Below are 21574 nucleotides of genomic sequence, written 5' to 3' on the forward strand. Positions count from 1 at the left end.
GATTGTTATACCAACCGGGCAACTATATCAGCTGAAACTGGAGGCCCGCCATGAGATTAAGTAAAGCTGTCAGGCAGCAAATGCTGACAGTTCTGGAGGAATGTTATAAAGACTCTACCACGGCCCTCAAATATACCACTCCTTTTGAACTCCTGATTGCCGTTATCCTGTCAGCTCAATGTACTGACACAAGAGTTAATATCATAACTGCCCGCTTGTTTCCTCAATACAATACACCGGAAAAAATCCTGAGTCTTGAACCGGGACAAATGGAAGAATATATTCACGATTGCGGCTTATTTCGCAGCAAAGCCAAAAATATTATGGCAACCTGTGAAATGTTGATCCGGGAGTTTGGCGGACGGGTTCCGGCCAGTTTTGACGAGTTGGTGAAGCTGCCCGGGGTGGGGCGAAAAACAGCCAATGTTCTGCTTAGCCAGTTGTTTGGCGTACCGGCTATAGCAGTGGATACTCATGTCTTTCGCGTTGCAAACCGTTTACAGCTGGCTCAAGGTACTACACCTTTTGAAGTTGAACAGCAATTGAGGCGTGTTATCCCGAAAGCCAAATGGAGTGAAGCACATCATTGGCTGATATGGCATGGACGAAAAATCTGTAAAGCAGTTCGCCCTTTGTGTGCCCAATGTCCCCTGGCCCGCTTATGCCCTTCCTTTGAAACCATAAGGGAAAACCATTCACCACAGAGACACAGAGGCCACGGAGGGCCGCAGAGAAAGAACGGCGAAGAGAGAGGGTAATAATGCATAGAGAATGGAGGATGACGCCAAGTGAATTTTCGTAAAGCTACTTTTCGCGATGTAGAAGCGATGCAAAAGCTAATTAATGACTATGCCGAACAAGGTTTTATGCTTGCCAGATCAAGAAACACTTTGTATGAAAGTCTGAGAGATTTTATAATCGCAGAGGAAGCTGGAAAATTAGTTGGATTGGCCGCATTACATCTGGTATGGGATGAATTGGGGGAAATCCGGGCTCTGGCTGTGGCTCCCTCCATGACCCAAAAAGGAGTAGGGCGAAAAATTGTAGATATGCTGACGGAAGAAGCACGAACCCTGGGCGTGAAAACCCTGTTTGCGTTGACTTATAACCCTGGATTTTTTGCAAAACTTGGTTTCCTGGAGGTAACGAAAGAGTCTGTGCCGCAGAAAATGTGGAAGGAGTGCATTAACTGTCCTAAATTTCCTAATTGCGATGAGGTAGCTATGGTCAAAGAACTATTTTAGTCATTGAATTCTTTCTGTTTATTTTGCTAATTACGAAAAAGGTTAAATCCGTCAGACGACGAATTGATGAAATATAAAGAATATTTGGAGTAATAACTGCGTTACCGATAGGGGACAAGTACCTAAATCAAAGGATGATGGCAAATGGGAGCAAGGCGCGACTGCTATAATAGACAAATTGACTATTTGCGTGTTTCAGTCACCGACCGCTGTAATTTCCGCTGTGCTTACTGCATGCCGGTGGAAGGAGTATTACTGCAAAAACATACTGATATGTTAACTTACGAAGAAATGCTGCGAATCATAAAGGTTCTCAGTAAAGAGGGAATCAGCAAGATTCGTTTGACCGGCGGCGAACCGCTCGTACGCAAGGGGATTGTGAACTTTATCAGTGAAATAGCCGCTCTTGGAACCATTAAAGATATATCTATGACGACTAACGGTAATTTATTGGCGGACATGGCCGGTTCATTAAAAGCCGCAGGTTTAAACCGGGTAAATATTAGCCTGGATACTGTCGATCCGGAAAGATTCCGGGCAATTACCTGCGGTGCGGATGTAACTCAAACTCTCAAGGGAATGGAAGAATCGCTCAGGATAGGCTTAACACCGGTTAAACTTAATGTAGTACTGACCGAATTTTTTACTGAATCGGATATTGCCTATTTTATTAATTTGGTACACCACCATACTGTAGCCGTACGGTTTATTGAGTATATGCCCATTGGGAATGGCCGGGTTCATGCCGGACCAAGTGTCGAGAAGATTAAAAGCATGATCAATTCCTGGGGGAAAGGTGTTCTCAAAGCTGTGCAAAATGTTAAAGGGTATGGACCTGCCAGATACTATACGCTGCCTGAAGCCGTGGGAAGCTTCGGTTTTATAACCCCCATAAGTGAGCACTTTTGTCAGTCTTGCAATAGGATTCGGCTAACTGCCGATGGAAAATTCAAACCTTGTTTATTGTCTAACAAAGAGATTGACGTAAAAAAAGCACTGCGCAGCAGTGCCGGCGACGAGGAGATTGTTAATTTGTTTTACCTTGCCATCGGTGCCAAGCAAGCTTCGCATACATTAAACGAAGCAAATTTCCAACCCGATTTTTTTCGTAATATGTCACAAATCGGGGGTTAGGGTGTTACGGGGCGTTTTGAACCTGCCGCCAAAAGGAGAATCAACATGGAACTTACTCATTTTGACCATGCCGGTAAAGCCCGCATAGTTGACGTAACAGTCAAAGATGACACTACAAGGGAAGCAGTTGCAAAAGGACGTATTGCCATGAAACCCGCTACTTTAGACCTTGTTAAGCAAGGTGCGTTAGGTAAGGGAGATGTTCTGGGAGTGGCGCAGGTTGCAGGAATAATGGGTGCCAAACGGACTCCGGATTTAATCCCTATGTGTCATCCGCTGCTCTTAACCGGTGTCAACATTGAATTTACCATTGATGACGCCGGCAGCGCCATCGATATTGCCGCCATTGTCAAGACTACCGGCAAAACCGGAGTGGAAATGGAGGCGCTGACTGCAGTCGCGGCCACCGCCTTAACTATTTACGACATGTGTAAAGCAGTTGACAGGGATATGACGATAGAATATATCCGTCTTGTAACCAAATCCGGGGGTAAAAGCGGCAATTATGTAAGGGAGGGATAACCCGAATGCAAGGTAAAATTGTGGCGGTATGTACAAGCAAAAATAAAGGTGAGAGAAAGCAAAATGTGGGTCAGGGAACTTTGTTGCCGGAGCAGGGGCTGCAAGGCGACGCTCATGCCGGATTTCAGCATAGGCAGGTGAGTCTTTTAGCTTTGGAAAGTATAGAGAAAATGCGGCAAAAGGGGCTGGATGTTCATCCGGGAGATTTTGCCGAGAACCTGACGACGGAAGGTTTGGAGCTTCCTTCCCTGCCGATTGGGACCAAAATGACAATCGGTGATTGCTTGTTGGAAGTGAGCCAGATTGGAAAAGAGTGTCACAATCGTTGCAATATCTATTATCAGGCCGGTGATTGTGTCATGCCGCGGGAGGGAATATTCGCCATCGTGCGCAAGGGTGGACCAGTTAAAACCGGAGATACAATTGAGGTGAAGGCGGATGTTTAGCATCGGGATCATCACTGCCAGCGACAAGGGTGCGCGCGGTGAACGGGAAGATATCAGCGGTAAGACAATAGCTTCCATGCTTGCCGGTATTGGCGAAGTCAAGCATTATACAGTGGTACCGGACGACAAAGACATTCTAAGCCGGGAAATAATCCGTATGGCGGATGAAATGATGATTGATTTGATTTTGACCACCGGCGGAACCGGTTTAGGGCCGCGAGATGTGACGCCGGAGGCTACTCTGGCTGTGATTGACCGCCATGTACCTGGAATTCCGGAAGTTATGCGGGCAAAATCATTGGAAAAAACGTCAAGGGCGATGCTTTCCCGGGCTGTTGCCGGTTTACGCGGCCGTACTTTGATTATTAATTTGCCAGGCAGCCCCAAGGGCGTTCAGGAATGTCTCGAAGTTGTTCTGCCGGCTCTGGAACATGGTCTGGCAATCATGAAGGGAGAAGCAGGCGAGTGTGCCAGGCAGTAGTTGACCTTAAGCGATTCGCTGTGGTGACGCCTGCCAATAGGAAAAGAAGAAGTATGAATAGCCGAAATAAATAACCGGTATTGCAAAAAATTAAAGCAATGCCGGTTGTTTTTTGGGGGCCGCCACCGGCCGCAGTGTCTGAGGTTCCTGTGATATCATGGTCTGCAGGAACGTTGGCCCGCATATGATAAAAACATGGGAACATTATCGAACGCCGCAGGTTTTATAATAATTATACCGAATAATGTCCTTAAAGTCAGCTATACTATAATAGTTAAAGGGGGATGTGTCGTGGTGCGGGCAAATTATTTGCAGGAATTATCCAATATTAAACGCTTAGTCCTGGACATGGGAGAGAAAACTACTGCGGCAGTATTGTCCGCTGTAGAGTCCTTTACGACTAATAATGCCGATGCGGCCCTTCGATCGCGGCAGTTAGAAAAAGAAGTTGATGTGATGTTTACAGATATAGATGAACAATGCATAAAAACTATTGCGACCCAGCAACCGGCAGCTACAGACTTGCGCTTCTTGATATCCAGTATTAAAATTGCCAGCGAGATCGAGCGCGTGGCTGACTATGCAAACAATATCGCCAAAATCGTTCAGAAAAAATTTCCTAAAATGGAACGAAATGCCGTTGAGTCCTTTTCACCCCAGATTGCGGCATTAGGCCATTTAGCCCTCCAAATGCTGTCAGATGCAATTAAAGCGTATGATACCAATGATGCGAACTTGGCAAGCCAGGTCCGGGAGCGGGATGCGGCGGTAAACCAGCTTAATAAAACATTGTTAAAAGACCTGTTGGCCGCTGCTGTAGCCAACCCAAATCTGCAAGAGGCAGTTGTAGAATATCATGTTGCCATTCGTTATATTGAGAGAGTGGCGGACCGGTCGACTAACATAGCTGAATGGGTGTTTTATATTGCTACCGGTTATCGGATGAAAGATAAAAAAGCATAACGGATAGGTCGGTGAAACTAAAACGATAAGAAAAATCATAGGCTTTTTGCGCAAACCCATGTTATAATTGTAACTATAGGGAACGCATTAATAGTTATCAAAGTCGTTTTTAGAAAGGATGAGAGAATTTGTCGACCTTTACACCGGTGGGAGTTTGTGCCAAGCAAATTGATTTTAGCGTGAAAGATGGTATTGTTCAGAAAATCGTATTTCATTCCGGCTGTCCCGGTAACTTGCAAGGCGTGAGCAGGCTGGCCGAAGGCAGGCCGGTGGAGGAAGTGATTAGCCGGTTGAAAGGAATTCAATGCGGCGACAAGGGTACTTCCTGTCCTGACCAGTTGGCTAGAGCGCTGGAAGCTAACAAATAAATAACATATTGCTAACATATTGACCTATTGACTTCATTATTATAATTTGTTATATTCAAAGCGAACAGTATATTGCAAATGCGATGAACGGGAGAAGTAAGTCAGGGACACTTTCAGAGAGCCGGGGGTTGGTGCGACCCGGCAGGAAAACTGACTGAAATACACCCGCAAGCAGCAAGGTTGAAAGTACATTTATTGTGTAGACCGCGCCGGATTGCCACCGTTAACACAGGCTAGGGTATCGGAATTATCCGCGAGGTTTTCCCGTACCTGAAGGAGTGGCTTGCTTAAAGCAGGCAGGGTGGTACCGCGAGTTAGTTTGAATCTCGTCCCTGTAGGGGGGACGGGATTTTTATTTTTCTCAAGTATCCAAAAAGTCAATGTGTAAAAATGTGTTAAGGAGGAATAAAAAATGATCATTGTAATGAACCCGGAAGCAACTCAGGCTGAAATTGATCATGTTATCGAGCGTGTCGTGGGAGCAGGACTCAAGGTGCATATATCCGAAGGGAAAATGCGGACCATTATTGGAGTCATTGGGGAAAAGAAACTTATGTCCCAATTGCCGGTGGAAGCAATGGCCGGTGTGGAAAAAGCCGTTTCGGTAACGGTGAGTTACAAGCTTGCCAGTCGTGAATTTAAACATGATGATACCATAATTGACATTGGCGGGATAAAAGTCGGGGAAGGCAATTTAACTGTAATGGCTGGTCCTTGTGCGGTTGAGAGCCTGGAACAGCTGATGTTATCCGCCGAAGTCGTAAAAAATGCCGGCGCGCAATTTTTGCGAGGCGGTGCTTACAAACCCAGAACTTCTCCCTACTCGTTTCAAGGCTTGGAGGAAAAAGGCCTCGAAATGCTGGCGGCAGCGAGAGAAAAAACCGGACTTAAAATTGTCACGGAAGTTGTTGACGTGCAGTCAGTGCCGCTGGTTGCCGACTATGCCGACGTACTTCAAATTGGCGCGCGCAACATGCAGAATTTCAAACTGCTGAAAGCTGTGGGCAGAGCCGATAAACCGGTACTTTTGAAGCGCGGCATGGCGGCTACCATCAATGAATGGCTGAATGCAGCCGAATACATTATGAATGAAGGGAACTACAACGTTATGTTCTGTGAACGGGGCATTCGAACCTTCGAAGACTATACGCGCAATACGCTGGATTTAAGCGCTGTGGCGGTTTTGAAAAATTTAAGCCATTTACCGGTTATTGTCGATCCCAGTCATGGCACCGGCGTATGGAAACTGGTGCGTCCCATGGCCAGGGCTGCGGTTGCCGGCGGGGCTGACGGACTTATGATTGAAGTTCACCCCAATCCCATGGAAGCTTTATCAGATGGCAATCAATCCCTAACACCGGAAAATTTCCGGTCTTTGATGGGGGAAGTTACGGCCGTTGCCGCACTTATGGGTAAGATTTCCGTATGAATACAGACAAAACCCGCATTACAATTATCGGCATGGGGCTGATCGGAGGTTCATTGGGACTGGCTATTAAGAAGGCATTAGGCGATCAGGTCAGGCTTACCGGTGTTGATCGGGAAGAAGAAACTCTGCGCCTGGCTTTGGAGCAGGGGGCGGCTGACCACGTGACTTCCGATGCAGGCAGCGGAGCCATCCAGGCTGACATCATATTTCTTTGCATTCCGGTACTGCAAATGGTACCGGTGATAAAACAAATAGTCCCCGCTTTAAAACCGGGAGCTATCTTAACTGACGTCGGCAGTACCAAGTGTCAGATAACAGAGACCATTTTGTCAATTATCCCCCCGGAAGTGCACTACGTGCCGGGGCACCCTATGGCCGGAAAAGAGAAAAACGGTATAACTGCCGCCGATCAGGATTTATTCTTAGGAAAATGGTTTATTATCACTCCTTACCCTTCCGTTTCGCCGCAAGCAGCTCAAACCTTAGCGGACTTGATTAAACAAATCGGCGCAAAGGTAACGGTTATGGATATGGAAACTCATGACTGGTGTACGGCCATAATCAGCCATGTACCCCATGTTGCGGCGGCGGCGATGGTGAATTTACTGGAGTATTCTCCTGACTTCGAAAGCAGCCTTAAACTGGCTGGCGGAGGATTCAAGGATACTACCAGAATCGCTTCATCCTCCCCTGATATGTGGGCGGATATTTGCATGACCAACGGGGAAGCCATTAATGACAATCTGGAAAAGCTGCAAAGGATATTAGGAGAAGTGATAGCTGCTATTCGCACCGGCAACCGGCCGTATATTCATAATTTTTTCCAAATAGCCAAACGAAGGCGGGACGAACTGTTAGTCTGTGAACAGGAGATTATCTGATAACTATTCAGGTATTCAGGTATTCAGGTACTCAGGTACTCAGAATTCAGAATATGCCGCAAGCAGTCTTCAAATACCTTAGTCGATTCTCATTCTGAATTCTGACGCCTGTAACTATTCAAGTACCTGAATAGTTACATCAACGGATAACCCTGCTCCAGTTTGCGTTGATAATTTGGGCCATTAATTTTTTTCCCTCAATGTCCAGGTGTAAGCCATCGATGGCAAAATGGTCCGGCAGTTCGCCGCCGGCATCCGTGAAGAACGGTTCCAGCTCAATATAATATTGCTGGGCGCGGATGAATTGATTAACCGCGGCAAATTCTTTCTGCCAGTCGGGAACTGTCTCTTCCTGGAAAACCTCATGGATGGCAGTTGGGTTGATCGGGGGCAAAGTCAAGAAAATTGGCCTGATGCCGTTGACCAAACAATTGTCGCGAATCGCGGCCAGCTCATCGATCACCTGTCTGGCAGGAGTACCGCCGCGCAGACTGTTCGTTCCGCCGAGTATTAGCAGGAATTTTGGTTTAAACGGCAATACATCCCGGTCGAAACGGTCTAGCATGGTCTCGGAAGTATCACCGCTTTTGCCTAAATTAACGGCCGGAAAATAGAGATATGTTTGGTAACTATAGTCGCAATCGGCCGGGGAATAGGAAATGGCGCCTCCCCCATGCGTGATGCTGTCGCCAAAGGTTGCCGCATAATTTCCCCGGGAGAGATCAACAGTAAATTCGGCGATGTCGGAATAAACCCCGACGGGGTTGCCGTCATTATCAATTCCCCTGACTCGCCAGTAATACCTTCCCGGGATAATGCGCGGCTCTTCATCATAACAATCAAATGCGCCGGCGACTTCAGCGCTCCATAGCCGGTAGCGTGAAGGATCAATGCCATTGGGGTTTTCCGGTGGCTGGCTCAGCAGCTCAACTTCATGGCGCGCGGCTCCTTGAACAGGTATCCAGGAATAGGCAGGATAAAGCGGCGGCGGGACGTTTTTTCTTTGATGCTGGTTTAGCAGTGGTTTTAGAGGCATTTGCAGGGAATGGTCGATAAATACTTCTGCCGCATCGGAAAAGACTCCAATGGGGTTGCCTTTATTATTGAGAGCTCTTACTCGCCAGAATAAATGGTTTCCTTCGTACCAGCTCAAATCAGCATTATAGCCGTTAGTAAATACTTCCCGGGTAATCTTTAATTGATGCCGCCTGGACGGCTTTATTCCATTGGGGTTTTCCGGAAATGCGCTTAATAGTTCTAATTCATAATAGACTGCTCCCGGAACCACTGTCCAGGTAAACATGGGCTGGGAAGATGCCGGGAGATTGTAAGGATAATGAATGGTGGGCACTGGTTTTATTCTGTCAAATGTCGGCAGTTCTTGTCCGGTGTGATCTTCGAACTTAAGCGTGTCGGAGCAGCGCCCGAGAGGATGATGAAACAGACTATGCGCTGAGACCCGCCAAAAGGTATGAAAAGGAAAATTTTGTTTAATAACAAGGCGGGTGTCTAACGTTCTGTATTTGGTTATAATCTGACCTGTCCCGTTTATATCCTCCCTGGGAGGAGCGCTAAAGACTTCCACTTCGTAGTAAACCGGATACGGTAGGCGTGACCAGCTCAAAATATACTCGTTGGCAACGGTATTTATAGTAAGCAACGGCTTAAATTGATTTAAACCGAACCAATCGATCGCCTCAACCGCATACAGTAAAGCTGCAAGTAATACCAAGGCCATTAGCAGGCGTTTCAAAGTAAATAACACCCTCTATAAGTTTTTTACATATCCAATATTATCATATTTTTATTATATTCCCAACAAAAAACGACTCGGTATTTGCGGGTCGCGTTTCAGACTGTCGGCAAAGTATTGGCGGCAGTCTTTTTTATGCATCAAAGGAAGGATATAGTAATTTATTATAGAAGTATTCATTTAACTGGTAGTGATCATAAAGGGTATTAGCTATTAAAAAACTAGAAAAATTTAAGGAAATTAATTCTTGAAGTCTCGCCTGATTATTCTTAATTATGAAACACTGCTTACCGTATCGGGTACAACAAGCGAAGACCAGGCAGGCTGTGTTGATAGATCTTTGGGAAAGCTAAAAGAGAAAGTGGCTCCCTTATCAACCTGTCCTGTCAGCCAGGCTTTGCCATGGTGTCTTTGCAATATCTTTTGACATATTGCAAGTCCCACACCATGTCCTTCAAATTCCTCATTGGTATGGAGTCTTTCAAAAATGCCAAAAAGCCTGGCAGAATCCTTCATATCAAAACCGGCGCCGTTGTCTTTTACGGAAATAATATAATTGTTTCCGGCTTCTTCCATAGCGGCTTCAATAATTGCCGGTTCCCGGTCCCGGGTAAATTTAAGTGCATTGGAAAGAATGTTGCGTACAAGCAGCTTTATCATTACCAGGTCGCCATGAATAGCAGGAAGCTGCTTCAACTTAAACTCCACCTGCCTTTCCGGCTGAAGTCTCATTAATTCTTCGTAAACTTCCCGAAACAATGGTTCCAATTGAATGGCTTCCATTTGCATCTGTTTCTGGGACATTCTGGCCAGTTCAAGTAAATAATCAGTAATTTTAATGAGTTCTGCTGATTTATTTTGAATATACCGGGTTAATTTATTCCCATTGCTATCAAGCTTATCTGCGTAGTCCCGGATAAGAAAGCCGGCAAGCTGGTTGATCGAAAGCAACGGGCCTTTGAGATCATGGGCCACTGAATGACAAAAGTTGTTCAGCTCCCGGTTGACTTGCTGGAGACTTTCAAAATGTTCTTCTTTAGTAATTAAATCCGCTCTCGTTTTTTCGAAATACACCATTAACGTACCAGAAGCAATGAATAAACGTAATATTCCACCGATGAAGCTAAGTAACTGAAAATGATTGCTGAAAAGAAAAAAGGGGGTTATGAAAGTTAAAAGGCACCAAAGAAAAAAAGAACCGCCGGTAATATACTTTCCTACCCCGCGTGTTTTAATATTTATAAATGTTTTGGCAATATATAGGAGCCCAATGCAAGAAAACCAGGCGGGAAAGGCAATTTTGTAAGCTATTGGTAATTGAATTATAGAGGATGACGTTACACTTAGAATAACAGTCAACGCAGCGCCGTATAACCAGTAAATTTTATAAGGTTTATTGATAAATATGTAAAGAGCATAAATATATATCATGAGACAGGTAAGATACAGTGTTTGAAAGATGACAGTGCCCAATATTGAATGTTCCCAGTCAAAAAATTTAAGATCAAAAAAAATAACTCTGGAAAAAAAGAGAATCCAGCTTATAACCCACAGACCCATAAAGCGTTCACGATAAAGAAAATAAAGATAGACATACATTAGTATTACTGAAAGCGTACCTACTATTGCACCGAATATCGATAGCTGAAAATAATCCATTTGTTGATGTCTCCTTCATAAAAATACTTATCTATAATATAAGGAGAATTACCTTAATATTAACAATATTAACGAATTATATTATAACAAACGTTGGCATTTGTGGAAAGAAATTCATGCTAAATGAAGCAATTTCATTAATAAACAATTAACAAAAAAAGGACTAACCTAAAAATAATTAAGCCAGTCCATATTTGTTGTTGATATTATTTTCGGGTAGTTTCTACCCTATTACATATAATGAATAATTTTGCTTGTGTAAATTATTGAGTATCTTACGAGCAATATTAGGATGGCGTTTTCTGAAATTGCTAAAATAATGAAACGATAAGACTAAAATATCTGAATCATCTATAGCTATGTAACTTGAGGAATGTATTGTTCGTTTAACTAAACCACTCTCTCCAAAATGTTGTCCCAGTGATATCCTTTCAGCCGAGTACGATTCTACTTTTTCTACCTTTCCTGATAATAATACATTAAGTTCCTGACTGGCATTACCGCCTGCTGTGATAAAATCACCTGTATGGCAATGAACAATACTACCACAGCAATGTAAAAACAGTTTTGCTTCTAAAATAGATAATTCTTCCAGTATAGGTATAATGTGATGTGGCATGTCACCCAGGTAATGACAAATAATAGACCATAGCTCGTCCACAGCAATGAGTTGACTATTAACGGTTGTTCTTATTTCGCAAGCAAATTCCGAATTAAACCAATTGACTACTTCTTGCTTTAATGATGTTCTTTTACGAGCAATACGGAAGAAAGGAGAGCGAACTGTCTGTAGATGTTGAACATCATCTACCAACATAACAAGACTGGCCATTGGGCCAATGTTAGGATCTATGATATTTTTATCGATGCGGCGACTTCCGTAATGCTCGTGTAGTGGAATTAAATGAAAATTGCAATTGACGAAGGAAAACTGTATTTGGTAGTCACAACATAGTTTATAACCCTCTGCCATTAATAGGTAAAATGCTGGTGAACTACGGTATTGTGGAACTACCATACCTTTGGAAATCACTGCAAAATAAGGGTCAACCTTTTTGTCATAAAATTTTCTAAATCTATCCATACGGTATGTTTCTACCAAATCGGGAGGAAAATCCGAAAGTTTGCCAATATTGATCCTTCCTGTGCCGATAATTTTCGACCCAACTTTCGCATAGAAGAGCATGGCCTTTTCATCCAACTCATCCTGTAAAAATTTGTTGGCATGATCAGCAGCCGCAAGTTTAAAGGCTATTTCCTCAGCATAAATTTGATACCGAAGACGGTAGATTTCTCTTTTTTCCTTGTCCGTTGTTGCCTTACTGATTATTATTTCTTCCTTTGGGGGCACAGCTGGGGACGGGAATACTACTGGAGCAATTTTTTCCATAAAATCACTTCTCCTCTACATAATATTGGGAAAATGTTATTTTCCATTACGTTCATAATACAATATCTGTAGAAATATGAAATATTTTGTCCGGTTGAATGATAAAAGTGTTAGACTTGAAAAACCCCGGAATTGGTTAAAACACAAAAAATAAGTTAAACCGGAGGAAATCTGCATGTATAAGGTATTGATCGTTGATGATGACGAGACGGTAAGGTATGTGCTTAGGCAATTGCAAGGGTGGAAACTATCCGGGTTTACGGTTGAAGATGAAGCTGGGAACGGTAAAGAGGCTTTAATAAAATTAGCGGCAAAAAACTTTGATTTGGTGATTACCGATATTAGAATGCCTGGTATGGACGGGCTCAGACTGGTAAGTGAAATTAAGGCGAAAAACTTAGATGCTTGTTTGATATTGCTCAGTACATTTAATGATTTTGAATATGCGCAGCAAGGCATCCGTCTTGGGGTATTTGACTATATGATCAAACCGGTGGGGGATGATGCCTTAATGGAAGCTTTGGAACGGGTTAAGAGGCATTTGAATGAAAAAAGGCTGCAGGAAGATAACCTGGAATTTTATTACCCCGAGAGCCAGGAAGTAAAGCTCACTGATTTAGTGCTGGCAGGCAGCCGTGAAGCCATGGATGTGGCAACAAGTATTTGTTTGGAAATATTTAATTTGACAGATGGAAACCTGGTTAAGACGGGTATACTGCTGGAAAAAATGATCTTAAATTTAAGTAATGGAATGTATAAGGTTTTCCCCTATTTAGAAGCCTTTGAAAAGCCGGCTTTTAACGGTATTTTCATTAACACGGAATCTTTGGCGAAAGTGAATGGAAAGTTTTTAAGTTGTATCAAAATCATGCTGGAAATTATAAAAAAATATGAACTGCACCACGCGGACAGTGTAGTGAAAAAAATATGCACCTATGTAATGACCCATGTGGAAGAAGATATCAAATTAGACGATATTGCTAAAGAAATATATATCAGCGGCGGTTATATCAGTAAACTGTTTAAAGAGAAAACGGGCAGCAATTTTAATGATTATGTGACAAAAGTAAAAATGGAACATGCTAAATATCTTTTGGGGACAGGTAAGTATAAAAACTATGAAATAAGCGATAAACTTGCATACAGCAGTCCGGACTACTTTTGCCGCCTATTTAAAGACTATACGGGATATACACCGTTTGATTTTAAAAAATTGAGGGAAAAAACATATAACATATAAATGAAAACAATCTGCATGGCTATTTGAAATGCAGACTGTTTAAAAATTATATTATTTCCAAATTTTTAGGGTGAGGCAGGCGATTCCCAAGCTATTTACTTATGGCAATAATATTTACGTTTGTATTATAATGTGCAAGTGATTCAAAATAAAAAACGGCTCGGTATTTGCCGAGCCGTTTTTTATTTTTATGTCTTCTTATGATCTTAGAAGTACAGGTCACGGGTCCCATTCTCAATTTGTTTAAGCCGCTTGACAGTTTCGCCGCGAATGTTTTCTTGGGGGATTGAGGCGAGGTGTTTATCGATTGCGGCTTCACCGGCTTCTTGGGTGGCAGGATCTGCATAATCAATAAGATATTCTTTGAAGGTCAATAAGGCATTTGGCAAGCAAACATTTTGAATTTCACCGCTTTTCGCCAGTTTCATGAATCTGTCCCCGGTGCGGCCCTGGCGGTAGCAGGCGGTGCAGTAAGAAGGGATGAATCCCTGTTTGCACAACATGGCGGTGATTTCATTAGGAGAGCGGTTATCGTCTGTCTCAAATTGCATACCGTTGTTATGACTGTTACCACCCGGTTCTTTGTAAGTCTGGTGATAGCCGCCGACGCCGGTACAGGAGCCGGCACTTATTTGGGATATTCCGTAGCGGATGAGTTCATCTCTAAGTTCGCCAGATTCACGTGTTGACAGGATCATACCGGTGTAAGGCACAGCTAAGCGAATGATTGCAATTATTTTCTTAAAATCGTCGTCACTCACTAAATAAGGGAATTTTTCAACGTCCATACCGGAGGCGGGGCGCAAACGGGGTACGGATATGGTATGGGGACCAACCCCGAATGTTTTTTCCAGATGGTCGGCGTGCAAAAACGTAGCAACAGTTTCGTATTTGTAGTTATAAAGACCATACAGCACGCCGATACCTACATCGTCAATACCTGCTTGCATTGCCCTGTCCATCGCCGTTGTATGCCAATTATAATCGGACTTGGGACCGGTGGGATGAAGGATGGCATAGGTTGGCCGGTGATAGGTTTCTTGGAACAGAATATAGGTGCCAATGCCTGCTTCTTTCAGTTTACCGTATTCTTCGACGGTGGTTGCGGCAATATTTACGTTAACCCGGCGGATACTGCCGTTACCGTTATTGACGCTATAGATTTGGCGGATAGAATCAATAACGTAATCAATATCGCAGTTTACCGGGTCTTCGCCTGCTTCCACGGCAAGTCGTTTATGACCGAGGGATTCGAGAATTTCCACTTCTTCCTTAATTTCATCCCGGGTGAGGCGGCGGCGGAGCTGCTCTTCATTGCCGGACCGGTAACCGCAGTAGGTACAATTGTTGACACAGAAGCTTGATATATAAAGAGGAGCAAACAAGACCACCCGCGTCCCGTAGATTACTTGTTTCACTGCGGCGGCAGCGGCAAACATCTCTTTATTTAGTTCAGAATCACTCACTTCCAGCAATATGGCCACCTCAGCCGCAGTTAATCCATGATAATGACGCGCTTTCTCAATAATGGAACGTACGAGTTCCTTATCTTGAGCTTTGGTTACGGCATCAGTTAATAACTCATGGATTAACGGGTCATTGATAAAGGCATCCGAAGTTCGCTCAGCATTATTGATCATTTACTTTTTCCCCCTTGGCCGCCGTCTGTCTGGCAGTAAGGGCTGATTTAACAACAACACCGGCAAGGTTGCCAAGTTTACCTGTTAAGGCGCCAATCTCATCCGTGCTTCCTTCGATAATGAGCGCGATGACACTAACCTTTTGCTCCGGCCGGGGGATTCCCATACGGCCAACAATGATATGGCTATAACTGCTGAGGATGGCGTTTATTTTTTCTACTACCTGTTTGGGATCGCTAATCACAATGCCCACAACACCCAGTCGGTTCACCATATGTTGTACCCCCAAAAAACCAGATAAGTCTTCTTTGCGCATAGCAAAGAAGACTTTAGTGTCCTCACCTTTGGCACTTAGTCATCCTGTGCTCAGGCGCCAGCCCTTGCTTTTAGATTCCGGCAGAATAATTTAGTATTGTTTTTTAATTTTTATCCTTAGCTGTATGATGGCAATATCACACAACCGCAGACTATAAGTTAATAGTGTTATTATACACCATTACCAGGGAAAAGAGAAGTATAAGAGTATAAAGTACTGAATAAAATACGTATATTTTTGCCCATACTATTAAGGTTGAGATAAAGATTAGGGAGGTATTCTTTATGCCGCAGCAAACTGATGCATATTTGGGTATTGATGTTGGCTCGGTAAGTACAAATATCGCCGTCCTTGATCCAACAGGCAAGGTTGTGGATACTCTTTACATTCGGACCCAAGGCCAACCTATTAACGCCATCCAGCAGGGGCTGAAGAAAATCAAAGAGCAAAATCCGGGCTTAAGTGTCGGCGGAGTAGGCACGACCGGCAGCGGCAGGCATCTGGCAGGCATAGTTGTTGGCGCCGACACTGTGAAAAATGAAATAACGGCTCACGCTGTAGCCGCCATGCATATTGTGCCTGAAGTTCAAACGGTAATAGAAATCGGGGGGCAAGACTCAAAAATCATCATTATCCGTAATGGAATTGTTACTGACTTTGCCATGAACACTGTTTGCGCAGCCGGCACCGGATCTTTTTTGGATCAGCAGGCAGCCCGTTTAAATATTCCCATTGAAAAATTCGGTGAAATGGCTTTGGAGTCGATGACGCCCCTGCGGGTAGCGGGCAGATGCGCAGTATTTGCTGAATCCGATATGATCCATAAACAGCAAACCGGGCATCAGACCAGCGATATATTAAACGGCCTGTGTCAGGCGTTGGCTCGCAATTATATCAATAATATCGGCAAAGGCAAGCAAATCAAAGGTCCGGTATTGTTTCAGGGGGGAGTTGCCGCCAATAAAGGCATGAAACGTGCCTTTGAGGAGGTGCTGGGGCTGGAAGTCGTCGTGCCGCCTTACCATAATGTCATGGGCGCCATTGGAGCGGCGCTCTTAGCCAGGGAGCATATAGGCGGACAGTCGGCAGAAGGCACAACTCTTTTTCGCGGTTTTGCGGTGGTAGACTACTCCTATGTTCCGCGCAGTTTCGAGTGTTCCGGCTGCCCGAACCTGTGTGAAGTAGTGGAAATTGGAATCAATGATCAAGTGGCTGCAAGATGGGGTGACCGTTGCGGTAAATGGAGCGACAGTATTGGAAAAGCTGTCAGTTGTGAAAAAGCTGAAAAAGCATCTGTGCCCCTGTAACGGGCCGGATGCTTTCTTTCTCTCATGCTTTTATTCCCTGTGTTGGCGGCGTTTCATACAATCGATAAAAGCTTCTATCCTGGTAACAATACCTACGTCACTGGCATGCTCGTCCAAACTTAGCGATAACAACGGCAGATCGTAATCATGGGCTAGATTCTGAAGGGCATATTGAGCTACGACTTCCGGCATGCAGCCAAAGGGATAAACGTGAATGATGCCGTCGTAGCCATTTTTTGCGCACCATAACGCGCTCCCTACCGTCTTAAGGCCGTCCCCGCCAACATGATGATTCAGATACGGCCGGGCTTGCGCCAGGTAGTCTTTTTCTTCATTATACAAACCAAGGGCCCGAAGCAGTGAGTTGGCATACACCCAGCGGCCGGAATACACAAAGCGTTTTACCTCCACTCCCTGCCTGATTAAACGGTTCTCAATATTGTTGTTTACAAAGGGCTCCAACAGAACATAAAATTCACCAATTATACCGACTTTAAGCGGATTAACATCAGAATTGTCAGCAATTGCCCCCATGGCTGAGAGGATAAGTTCCTTTTTATTGTGAATCTCTTGTCCGGTGCTGACATTGCTGAATTCTTTGAGACCACTGTTGTAGATTTTAATAATATCGTCAGAGTGGTGAGTTCTTGCGCCAAAATAATTTTTTGCGCAGTTTAGCTCGTCAAGAGCCTTTAAACATTTTATGGCGGAAATAATATTACTGATGATTGACCATTTGCTGGTATGTGGCGCAACGGAGTGAAGAAACCGGTACAGATTGGGAAAAATATTTTCGGAAATGTTAATCGAATAAAATTGCAGAGGTTTATATTCGTCCAGCGCTATTTTTTGAACAGTGTTATAAAACCCTAACCGGCATTTTCCCGCGCCGCACAATGAAACCAAAGTGTTGGCCCCCTCTCCCAGTCCTTCAAGAAAATTTCCCATGTTAATCTTGTAGGGGAGACAAACCTCTGCCGGCGAGTGCAAAGCTCCCAGTTCGACAGTTTTTTTGGTGATTGGCGGAGCTTCAACGACCTCGATCCCCAGATTCCGCAGCATATTGGATACGGGGATGTTCATATAACCCATATGCGGGTAAGTGATCTTTGGTGTCATCGTTTTGACCTCCAGTCCACCAAGTCTAGGAAGGCTTCAATTCTGGTGATCAGGCCGGCGCTGCCGGTATGCTCATCCATGTTAACCGTAATAAACGGTTTGTTGCTGGGTTTTAAGACCTTGTGCTCAATGTATTCGTTTACAAGCGAGTCAGGACCGCAGCCAAAACTCGATAGCGTCATCAGTCCGTTAATATCCGGTTGACTGCTGAAAAGGCGCGCTGCGCCGGCGAGCTTGGCCGATAACTGCCAGTAAATATCAGGCTGAAACACTTGGGCGCAGCGGTATAATTCCCGGCTGGGAATGTCGTCAGGGGTAATGATCCTTACTTTTTTGGCGCTGAGTATGTTCAAGATATCCTGGCGAAAAAAAGGGTCCTTAAGGATATAACTATGGCCAATGAGAGCGACTGTACCGGTTATGTCGGACTTTTGGGAACTATGACTTTTTTCCCAGCTCCGCTTGGCGGAATAATATGCCAAACACCCTTTAATAGCGGAAATTTCCATCTGGCGGCAGGCGGAATGCAGGGCTTGCCATTGACTTGTCAATGACAGGCTATCAATGTTAGGAGCAATAACTCGGTCTGCCGGCAGGCTAAAAGTATTTTTTACGATGTCAGGCAGGCCTGCAAACTTGGCACACATAAAAAAATCACGGTGGAGGCTGGTGATCCGCGGGACAAAAATATGACTGCAGGTATCCAAAAGCGATTCTACATGTCCTAGAAAGATTTTTAGCGGCAGACATGACTCATCAATCGCTTGCTGCACGCCGCGATTAAGTATTTGTTTATTGGTTGCGGCTGAGGTTTTGAATTTAATCCCGGAATTGGCGAAAAAAGTTTCCCAAAAGCTTCCAAACTCGTGGTAGAGTAAAGCTCTGGGAATACCTACCTGAACAGGCATATGATCACCCTTATTACAATGATAATATAATCATGCTCCATAGGCGTTAATTTTATTAGTTTAGCGTCATGGAATATATAGGAATGGGATTAAGGCGCTGGAATCTGGAAATACTCAACATGAAACGGTATGCCAAAGAGGTGAGCATTAGTTGTCTGGTATTGTTCATAAGCCGGTTGTCGGTTTGCCGCGAGGCCTTCTATATTATTACTACGGTGCGGCCTGGGTTAAGTTTTTTGAGAGTCTTGGGGCCCAAGTTATTGTTTCAGGGCCTACGACCAAAGAGACTCTCGATTTGGGCGGAGTGATCGATGAAGTATGTCTGCCGCTTAAGGTGTACTTCGGTCATGTGTTTCATTTATGCCGCCGCGTGGAGTATTTGTTTGTGCCAAGAATTATCAGTGTGTCTCCGGGACAGTACACTTGTCCCAAACTGATTGGACTGCCGGACCTTTTGCGTGGTAATGTGCCTGATTTGCCTGAGTTGCTTTCTGTTGACGTAAGTTTAAAACAAGGTAAAGGACATTTGTATCAAGCAGTTGTGAATATCGGACGCAGGCTCGGTAAGAGTCCCTGGTCCTGCCTGCAAGCCTGGTATCGGGCTTGCAGCGGCAAAAACCGGTGGGAGTTTTATCGCAATTCAAGCTCTCCCGGAATGAGACTCAGGATAGGTCTGATCGGTCATTCCTATTTGATTCATGACCCGCTAATCAGTATGGGTATTATAGACAAATTAACTCAGCTTGAGACTGATGTCATAACTCCGGCGATGATCAGCCGCCGGCAGGCAAATCATGCGGCCGGCAGCCTTCATAAGCGGATATTTTGGTCTTATTGCCACCAGCTTGCCGGTGCGGCGCTGGCCATGATTGAGCAGCCGGCAGTGGATGGTTTAATTTTTATGACTTCTTTTAGTTGCGGGCCGGACTCATTAATAGGCGAAATCATCAAGCAGCGAGCGTCTGCCGCTGACGTTCCTTTTATGCTGTTGTCAGTTGATGAACACACGGCGGATGCAGGAATAGTCACACGTCTTGAAGCATTTACCGACATGCTGCAGAGGAGGAAAAGAGATTGACTTTAACATTCCCCCATATGGGAACAATGAGCGTGGTTCTCAATACTCTGTTAACCGGGTTGGATCTTGCAACCCTGCCACCGCCGGCAATAACAAAGAAGACTATGGAGTTAGGGTCCCAATACGCTCCGGAGACGGCTTGCCTGCCGCTGAAAATTACCTTAGGCAATTTCATTGAGGCTCTGGAGCAGGGAGCGGACACTATTATCACCTGTGGCGGCGTCGGACCGTGCCGGTTGGGTTATTATGCTGAAGTGCAGAAAGGAATTCTGGAGCAGTTGGGTTATCGGTTTGAGATGGTTGCCGTAGAGCCGAGTCTTTTTCATGTGCTGCAAGTCTTGCACCGTTTTGTCCCGGGGAAGAGTTGGCGAAAAATATATTATGCATTCAAGCTGGCGGGAGCTAAAATGGATATCATTGACAGATTGCAAAATAAGTTGAATCGAATTCGGGCGCGGGAAAAGACTCCCGGAACGGCAGCAGCTCTTTTGTTGCAGGGAGTATCGGCATTGGCAGCTGCCGATAGCATACAGGAAGTGATTCGCTTAGGGGAAGACTATGATTGTAAACTGGATGAAGTGCCGCTGGCTGAGCATAAGGATGTAATTAAAGTAGGCCTGGTAGGCGAAATATACGTAATGCAAGAACCGATAGCAAATCAGGATTTGGAAGCTAAGTTGGGTCGATTGGGGGCTGAAGTGCATAAAAATGTCTATCTTACCGACTATGTTCATACCCATTTATTGAAAACGAGGAAGTATCGGGAAGCCTTCAATAAAATCATCGGTTTAGCAACTCCCTTTCTTGGCCATTATGTCGGCGGCCATGCGATTAAAAGCATTGGTTGTACAGTAGAGATGGGGCAGCAAGGATTTGATGGTATTGTACATGTGTTTCCGTTTACTTGTATGCCGGAAATTATTGCGAAAAACATATTGCCCCAGGTTAGTGCCCACTGTTCGATCCCGGTATTGTCCCTGGCTTTTGACGAGCAATCCGGAGAAGCCGGACTGGTAACCAGGTTGGAGGCCTTTACTGATCTGATCAGGCGGCAGCGAAGCCGCAAACATTAAGAAATCCTACTCCATCAGGCTCCAGCGGGTAGGATTTTTGTATTTTGTGTAGAATTAATTAATTTTGGTATTTAGTCTCTGGCATAACTAAATTTGTGATGGGAATTAGATGGAGTTGGATCACTTATGCATATTGTGCTCGTTGAGCCGGAAATACCTGGTAATACCGGAAATATAGCCAGATTGTGCGCGGCAACCGGCTGTGAATTACATCTGGTGAAACCCTTGGGATTCTCTATTGAAGACCGGTATTTAAAACGGGCTGGTCTTGATTACTGGCATTTGGTTAAGGTGCATGTACATGAGAATTTTACTGAGGTGACGGAAAAATACAAGGACCGCCGTTTTTACTTTAACACGACTAAGGCTGGCAGACATTACTCCGAAATCACTTATTGTACGGATGATATGCTGGTGTTCGGCAAGGAGACGGCGGGTTTACCGCCAGCGGTCTTAGCAGCCAATAGTCAAAGTTGTATCCGCATCCCAATGATTCATGGCGCAAGGTCGCTTAATTTATCCAATGCCGTTGCTATTGTTACCTACGAAGCATTACGCCAGCAAAAATTTTCCGGCTTGGATTGATTGGTAAAAAGGCAGTATTAGTTAGTACTAGGACGGTG

22 protein-coding genes and 1 other annotated feature are annotated in these 21574 nt (G+C 44.6%); of the genes, 15 read left to right on the plus strand and 7 right to left on the minus strand.

The genetic code is table 11. The features are described 5' to 3' along the window. The first annotated feature begins 50 nt into the window (after positions 1-50). From nth to MAMMFC1_RS16630, 10 genes are all read left to right on the plus strand, one after another. The gene (gene nth / locus MAMMFC1_RS16585) at positions 51-758 is read left to right on the plus strand and encodes an endonuclease III (RefSeq protein ID WP_126309604.1); all 708 of its coding nucleotides are present in this window, start codon (positions 51-53) and stop codon (positions 756-758) included. A gap of 30 nt (positions 759-788) precedes the next feature. Continuing rightward, on the plus strand, positions 789-1244 hold the full coding sequence (locus MAMMFC1_RS16590) for an N-acetyltransferase (RefSeq protein WP_126309605.1): 456 nt from the start codon (positions 789-791) through the stop codon (positions 1242-1244). A gap of 144 nt (positions 1245-1388) precedes the next feature. Then, complete coding sequence (moaA, locus tag MAMMFC1_RS16595) at positions 1389-2378, plus strand: GTP 3',8-cyclase MoaA (protein ID WP_126309606.1); 990 nt, start codon at positions 1389-1391, stop codon at positions 2376-2378. A 45-nt stretch (positions 2379-2423) separates the two neighbouring features. Next, on the plus strand, positions 2424-2900 hold the full coding sequence (gene moaC / locus MAMMFC1_RS16600; RefSeq protein WP_126309607.1) for a cyclic pyranopterin monophosphate synthase MoaC: 477 nt from the start codon (positions 2424-2426) through the stop codon (positions 2898-2900). Positions 2901-2905: 5 nt separating this feature from the next. Beyond that, positions 2906-3346, plus strand: coding sequence for an MOSC domain-containing protein (locus MAMMFC1_RS22465; protein WP_126309608.1), 441 nt, complete (start codon positions 2906-2908; stop codon positions 3344-3346). Continuing rightward, entirely contained in the window at positions 3339-3827 is a 489-nt protein-coding gene (locus MAMMFC1_RS22470; protein WP_126309609.1) for a MogA/MoaB family molybdenum cofactor biosynthesis protein, read from the plus strand. The genes MAMMFC1_RS22465 and MAMMFC1_RS22470 overlap by 8 nt, the downstream gene beginning before the upstream one ends. A gap of 291 nt (positions 3828-4118) precedes the next feature. Continuing rightward, positions 4119-4790 (plus strand): phosphate signaling complex protein PhoU, encoded by a 672-nt coding sequence (gene phoU / locus MAMMFC1_RS16615; RefSeq protein ID WP_158618802.1) that lies wholly within the window; start codon positions 4119-4121, stop codon positions 4788-4790. A 128-nt stretch (positions 4791-4918) separates the two neighbouring features. Next, positions 4919-5158 carry a TIGR03905 family TSCPD domain-containing protein gene (locus MAMMFC1_RS16620; RefSeq protein ID WP_126309611.1) on the plus strand — a complete coding sequence of 80 codons (240 nt, stop codon included), beginning with the start codon at positions 4919-4921 and terminating at the stop codon, positions 5156-5158. Between the two features lie 74 nt (positions 5159-5232). Continuing rightward, positions 5233-5495: a binding site (T-box leader), on the plus strand. A 75-nt stretch (positions 5496-5570) separates the two neighbouring features. Beyond that, positions 5571-6587: a 3-deoxy-7-phosphoheptulonate synthase gene (gene aroF, locus MAMMFC1_RS16625; RefSeq protein ID WP_126309612.1), complete on the plus strand. Its 1017-nt coding sequence runs from the start codon at positions 5571-5573 to the stop codon at positions 6585-6587. Then, a complete protein-coding gene (locus MAMMFC1_RS16630) occupies positions 6584-7468 on the plus strand; it encodes a prephenate dehydrogenase (protein WP_126309613.1) in 885 nt (294 codons plus the stop codon). Before aroF ends, MAMMFC1_RS16630 begins: the two co-directional genes overlap by 4 nt. Before the next feature lie 139 nt (positions 7469-7607). Here the strand turns inward: MAMMFC1_RS16630 and MAMMFC1_RS16635 are convergent, their stop codons facing one another. From MAMMFC1_RS16635 to MAMMFC1_RS16645, 3 genes are all read right to left on the minus strand, one after another. Further along, a complete protein-coding gene (locus tag MAMMFC1_RS16635) occupies positions 7608-9221 on the minus strand; it encodes an SGNH/GDSL hydrolase family protein (protein ID WP_126309614.1) in 1614 nt (537 codons plus the stop codon). A gap of 273 nt (positions 9222-9494) precedes the next feature. Next, on the minus strand, positions 9495-10295 hold the full coding sequence (locus tag MAMMFC1_RS21615; protein WP_232035486.1) for a sensor histidine kinase: 801 nt from the start codon (positions 10293-10295) through the stop codon (positions 9495-9497). Positions 10296-11103: 808 nt separating this feature from the next. After that, positions 11104-12270 (minus strand): GNAT family N-acyltransferase, encoded by a 1167-nt coding sequence (locus MAMMFC1_RS16645; RefSeq protein WP_126309616.1) that lies wholly within the window; start codon positions 12268-12270, stop codon positions 11104-11106. Between the two features lie 175 nt (positions 12271-12445). On the opposite strand from MAMMFC1_RS16645, the gene MAMMFC1_RS16650 reads away from it, so the two are divergent. Beyond that, a complete protein-coding gene (locus MAMMFC1_RS16650) occupies positions 12446-13510 on the plus strand; it encodes a response regulator transcription factor (protein WP_126309617.1) in 1065 nt (354 codons plus the stop codon). A gap of 206 nt (positions 13511-13716) precedes the next feature. Here the strand turns inward: MAMMFC1_RS16650 and hydG are convergent, their stop codons facing one another. Both hydG and MAMMFC1_RS16660 read right to left on the minus strand, forming a co-directional pair. Continuing rightward, positions 13717-15150 (minus strand): [FeFe] hydrogenase H-cluster radical SAM maturase HydG, encoded by a 1434-nt coding sequence (gene hydG, locus MAMMFC1_RS16655; RefSeq protein WP_126309618.1) that lies wholly within the window; start codon positions 15148-15150, stop codon positions 13717-13719. Beyond that, positions 15140-15424 (minus strand): TM1266 family iron-only hydrogenase system putative regulator, encoded by a 285-nt coding sequence (locus tag MAMMFC1_RS16660; RefSeq protein WP_126309619.1) that lies wholly within the window; start codon positions 15422-15424, stop codon positions 15140-15142. Before MAMMFC1_RS16660 ends, hydG begins: the two co-directional genes overlap by 11 nt. Before the next feature lie 326 nt (positions 15425-15750). Here MAMMFC1_RS16660 and MAMMFC1_RS16665 point away from each other — a divergent pair, with 326 nt between their 5' ends. Further along, a complete protein-coding gene (locus MAMMFC1_RS16665) occupies positions 15751-16773 on the plus strand; it encodes an acyl-CoA dehydratase activase (protein ID WP_126309620.1) in 1023 nt (340 codons plus the stop codon). 30 nt (positions 16774-16803) lie between these two features. Here MAMMFC1_RS16665 and MAMMFC1_RS16670 read toward each other — a convergent pair whose 3' ends face one another. Together MAMMFC1_RS16670 and MAMMFC1_RS16675 are read right to left on the minus strand one after the other, a co-directional pair. Beyond that, entirely contained in the window at positions 16804-17892 is a 1089-nt protein-coding gene (locus tag MAMMFC1_RS16670; protein ID WP_126309621.1) for a hypothetical protein, read from the minus strand. After that, a complete protein-coding gene (locus MAMMFC1_RS16675; protein ID WP_126309622.1) occupies positions 17889-18800 on the minus strand; it encodes an acyl-CoA dehydratase activase-related protein in 912 nt (303 codons plus the stop codon). The genes MAMMFC1_RS16670 and MAMMFC1_RS16675 overlap by 4 nt, the downstream gene beginning before the upstream one ends. A 151-nt stretch (positions 18801-18951) precedes the next feature. Between MAMMFC1_RS16675 and MAMMFC1_RS16680 the strand changes: the two genes are divergently transcribed. The 3 genes from MAMMFC1_RS16680 to trmL all read left to right on the plus strand — a co-directional run bounded on the left by MAMMFC1_RS16680 (position 18952) and on the right by trmL (position 21536). Further along, on the plus strand, positions 18952-19878 hold the full coding sequence (locus tag MAMMFC1_RS16680; RefSeq protein WP_232035487.1) for an acyl-CoA dehydratase activase-related protein: 927 nt from the start codon (positions 18952-18954) through the stop codon (positions 19876-19878). Next, on the plus strand, positions 19875-20951 hold the full coding sequence (locus MAMMFC1_RS16685; RefSeq protein ID WP_126309623.1) for a hypothetical protein: 1077 nt from the start codon (positions 19875-19877) through the stop codon (positions 20949-20951). The genes MAMMFC1_RS16680 and MAMMFC1_RS16685 overlap by 4 nt, the downstream gene beginning before the upstream one ends. Positions 20952-21077: 126 nt before the next feature. Then, positions 21078-21536, plus strand: a complete 459-nt coding sequence (trmL, locus tag MAMMFC1_RS16690) for a tRNA (uridine(34)/cytosine(34)/5-carboxymethylaminomethyluridine(34)-2'-O)-methyltransferase TrmL (protein WP_126309624.1) — start codon at positions 21078-21080, stop codon at positions 21534-21536. Positions 21537-21574 lie beyond the last annotated feature (38 nt).

The organism is Methylomusa anaerophila (assembly GCF_003966895.1).
Classification (GTDB): Bacteria; Bacillota; Negativicutes; order Sporomusales; family Sporomusaceae; genus Methylomusa; species Methylomusa anaerophila.

Coding starts and splice junctions, on each gene's coding strand:
- nth (WP_126309604.1), top strand. CDS start 51: ATGAGATTAAGTAAAGCTGTCAGGCAGCAAATGCTGACAGTTCTGGAG.
- moaA (WP_126309606.1), top strand. CDS start 1,389: ATGGGAGCAAGGCGCGACTGCTATAATAGACAAATTGACTATTTGCGT.
- moaC (WP_126309607.1), top strand. CDS start 2,424: ATGGAACTTACTCATTTTGACCATGCCGGTAAAGCCCGCATAGTTGAC.
- MAMMFC1_RS22465 (WP_126309608.1), top strand. CDS start 2,906: ATGCAAGGTAAAATTGTGGCGGTATGTACAAGCAAAAATAAAGGTGAG.
- MAMMFC1_RS22470 (WP_126309609.1), top strand. CDS start 3,339: ATGTTTAGCATCGGGATCATCACTGCCAGCGACAAGGGTGCGCGCGGT.
- aroF (WP_126309612.1), top strand. CDS start 5,571: ATGATCATTGTAATGAACCCGGAAGCAACTCAGGCTGAAATTGATCAT.
- MAMMFC1_RS16630 (WP_126309613.1), top strand. CDS start 6,584: ATGAATACAGACAAAACCCGCATTACAATTATCGGCATGGGGCTGATC.
- MAMMFC1_RS16645 (WP_126309616.1), bottom strand. CDS start 12,270: ATGGAAAAAATTGCTCCAGTAGTATTCCCGTCCCCAGCTGTGCCCCCA.
- MAMMFC1_RS16650 (WP_126309617.1), top strand. CDS start 12,446: ATGTATAAGGTATTGATCGTTGATGATGACGAGACGGTAAGGTATGTG.
- hydG (WP_126309618.1), bottom strand. CDS start 15,150: ATGATCAATAATGCTGAGCGAACTTCGGATGCCTTTATCAATGACCCG.
- MAMMFC1_RS16660 (WP_126309619.1), bottom strand. CDS start 15,424: ATGGTGAACCGACTGGGTGTTGTGGGCATTGTGATTAGCGATCCCAAA.
- MAMMFC1_RS16665 (WP_126309620.1), top strand. CDS start 15,751: ATGCCGCAGCAAACTGATGCATATTTGGGTATTGATGTTGGCTCGGTA.
- MAMMFC1_RS16670 (WP_126309621.1), bottom strand. CDS start 17,892: ATGACACCAAAGATCACTTACCCGCATATGGGTTATATGAACATCCCC.
- MAMMFC1_RS16675 (WP_126309622.1), bottom strand. CDS start 18,800: ATGCCTGTTCAGGTAGGTATTCCCAGAGCTTTACTCTACCACGAGTTT.
- trmL (WP_126309624.1), top strand. CDS start 21,078: ATGCATATTGTGCTCGTTGAGCCGGAAATACCTGGTAATACCGGAAAT.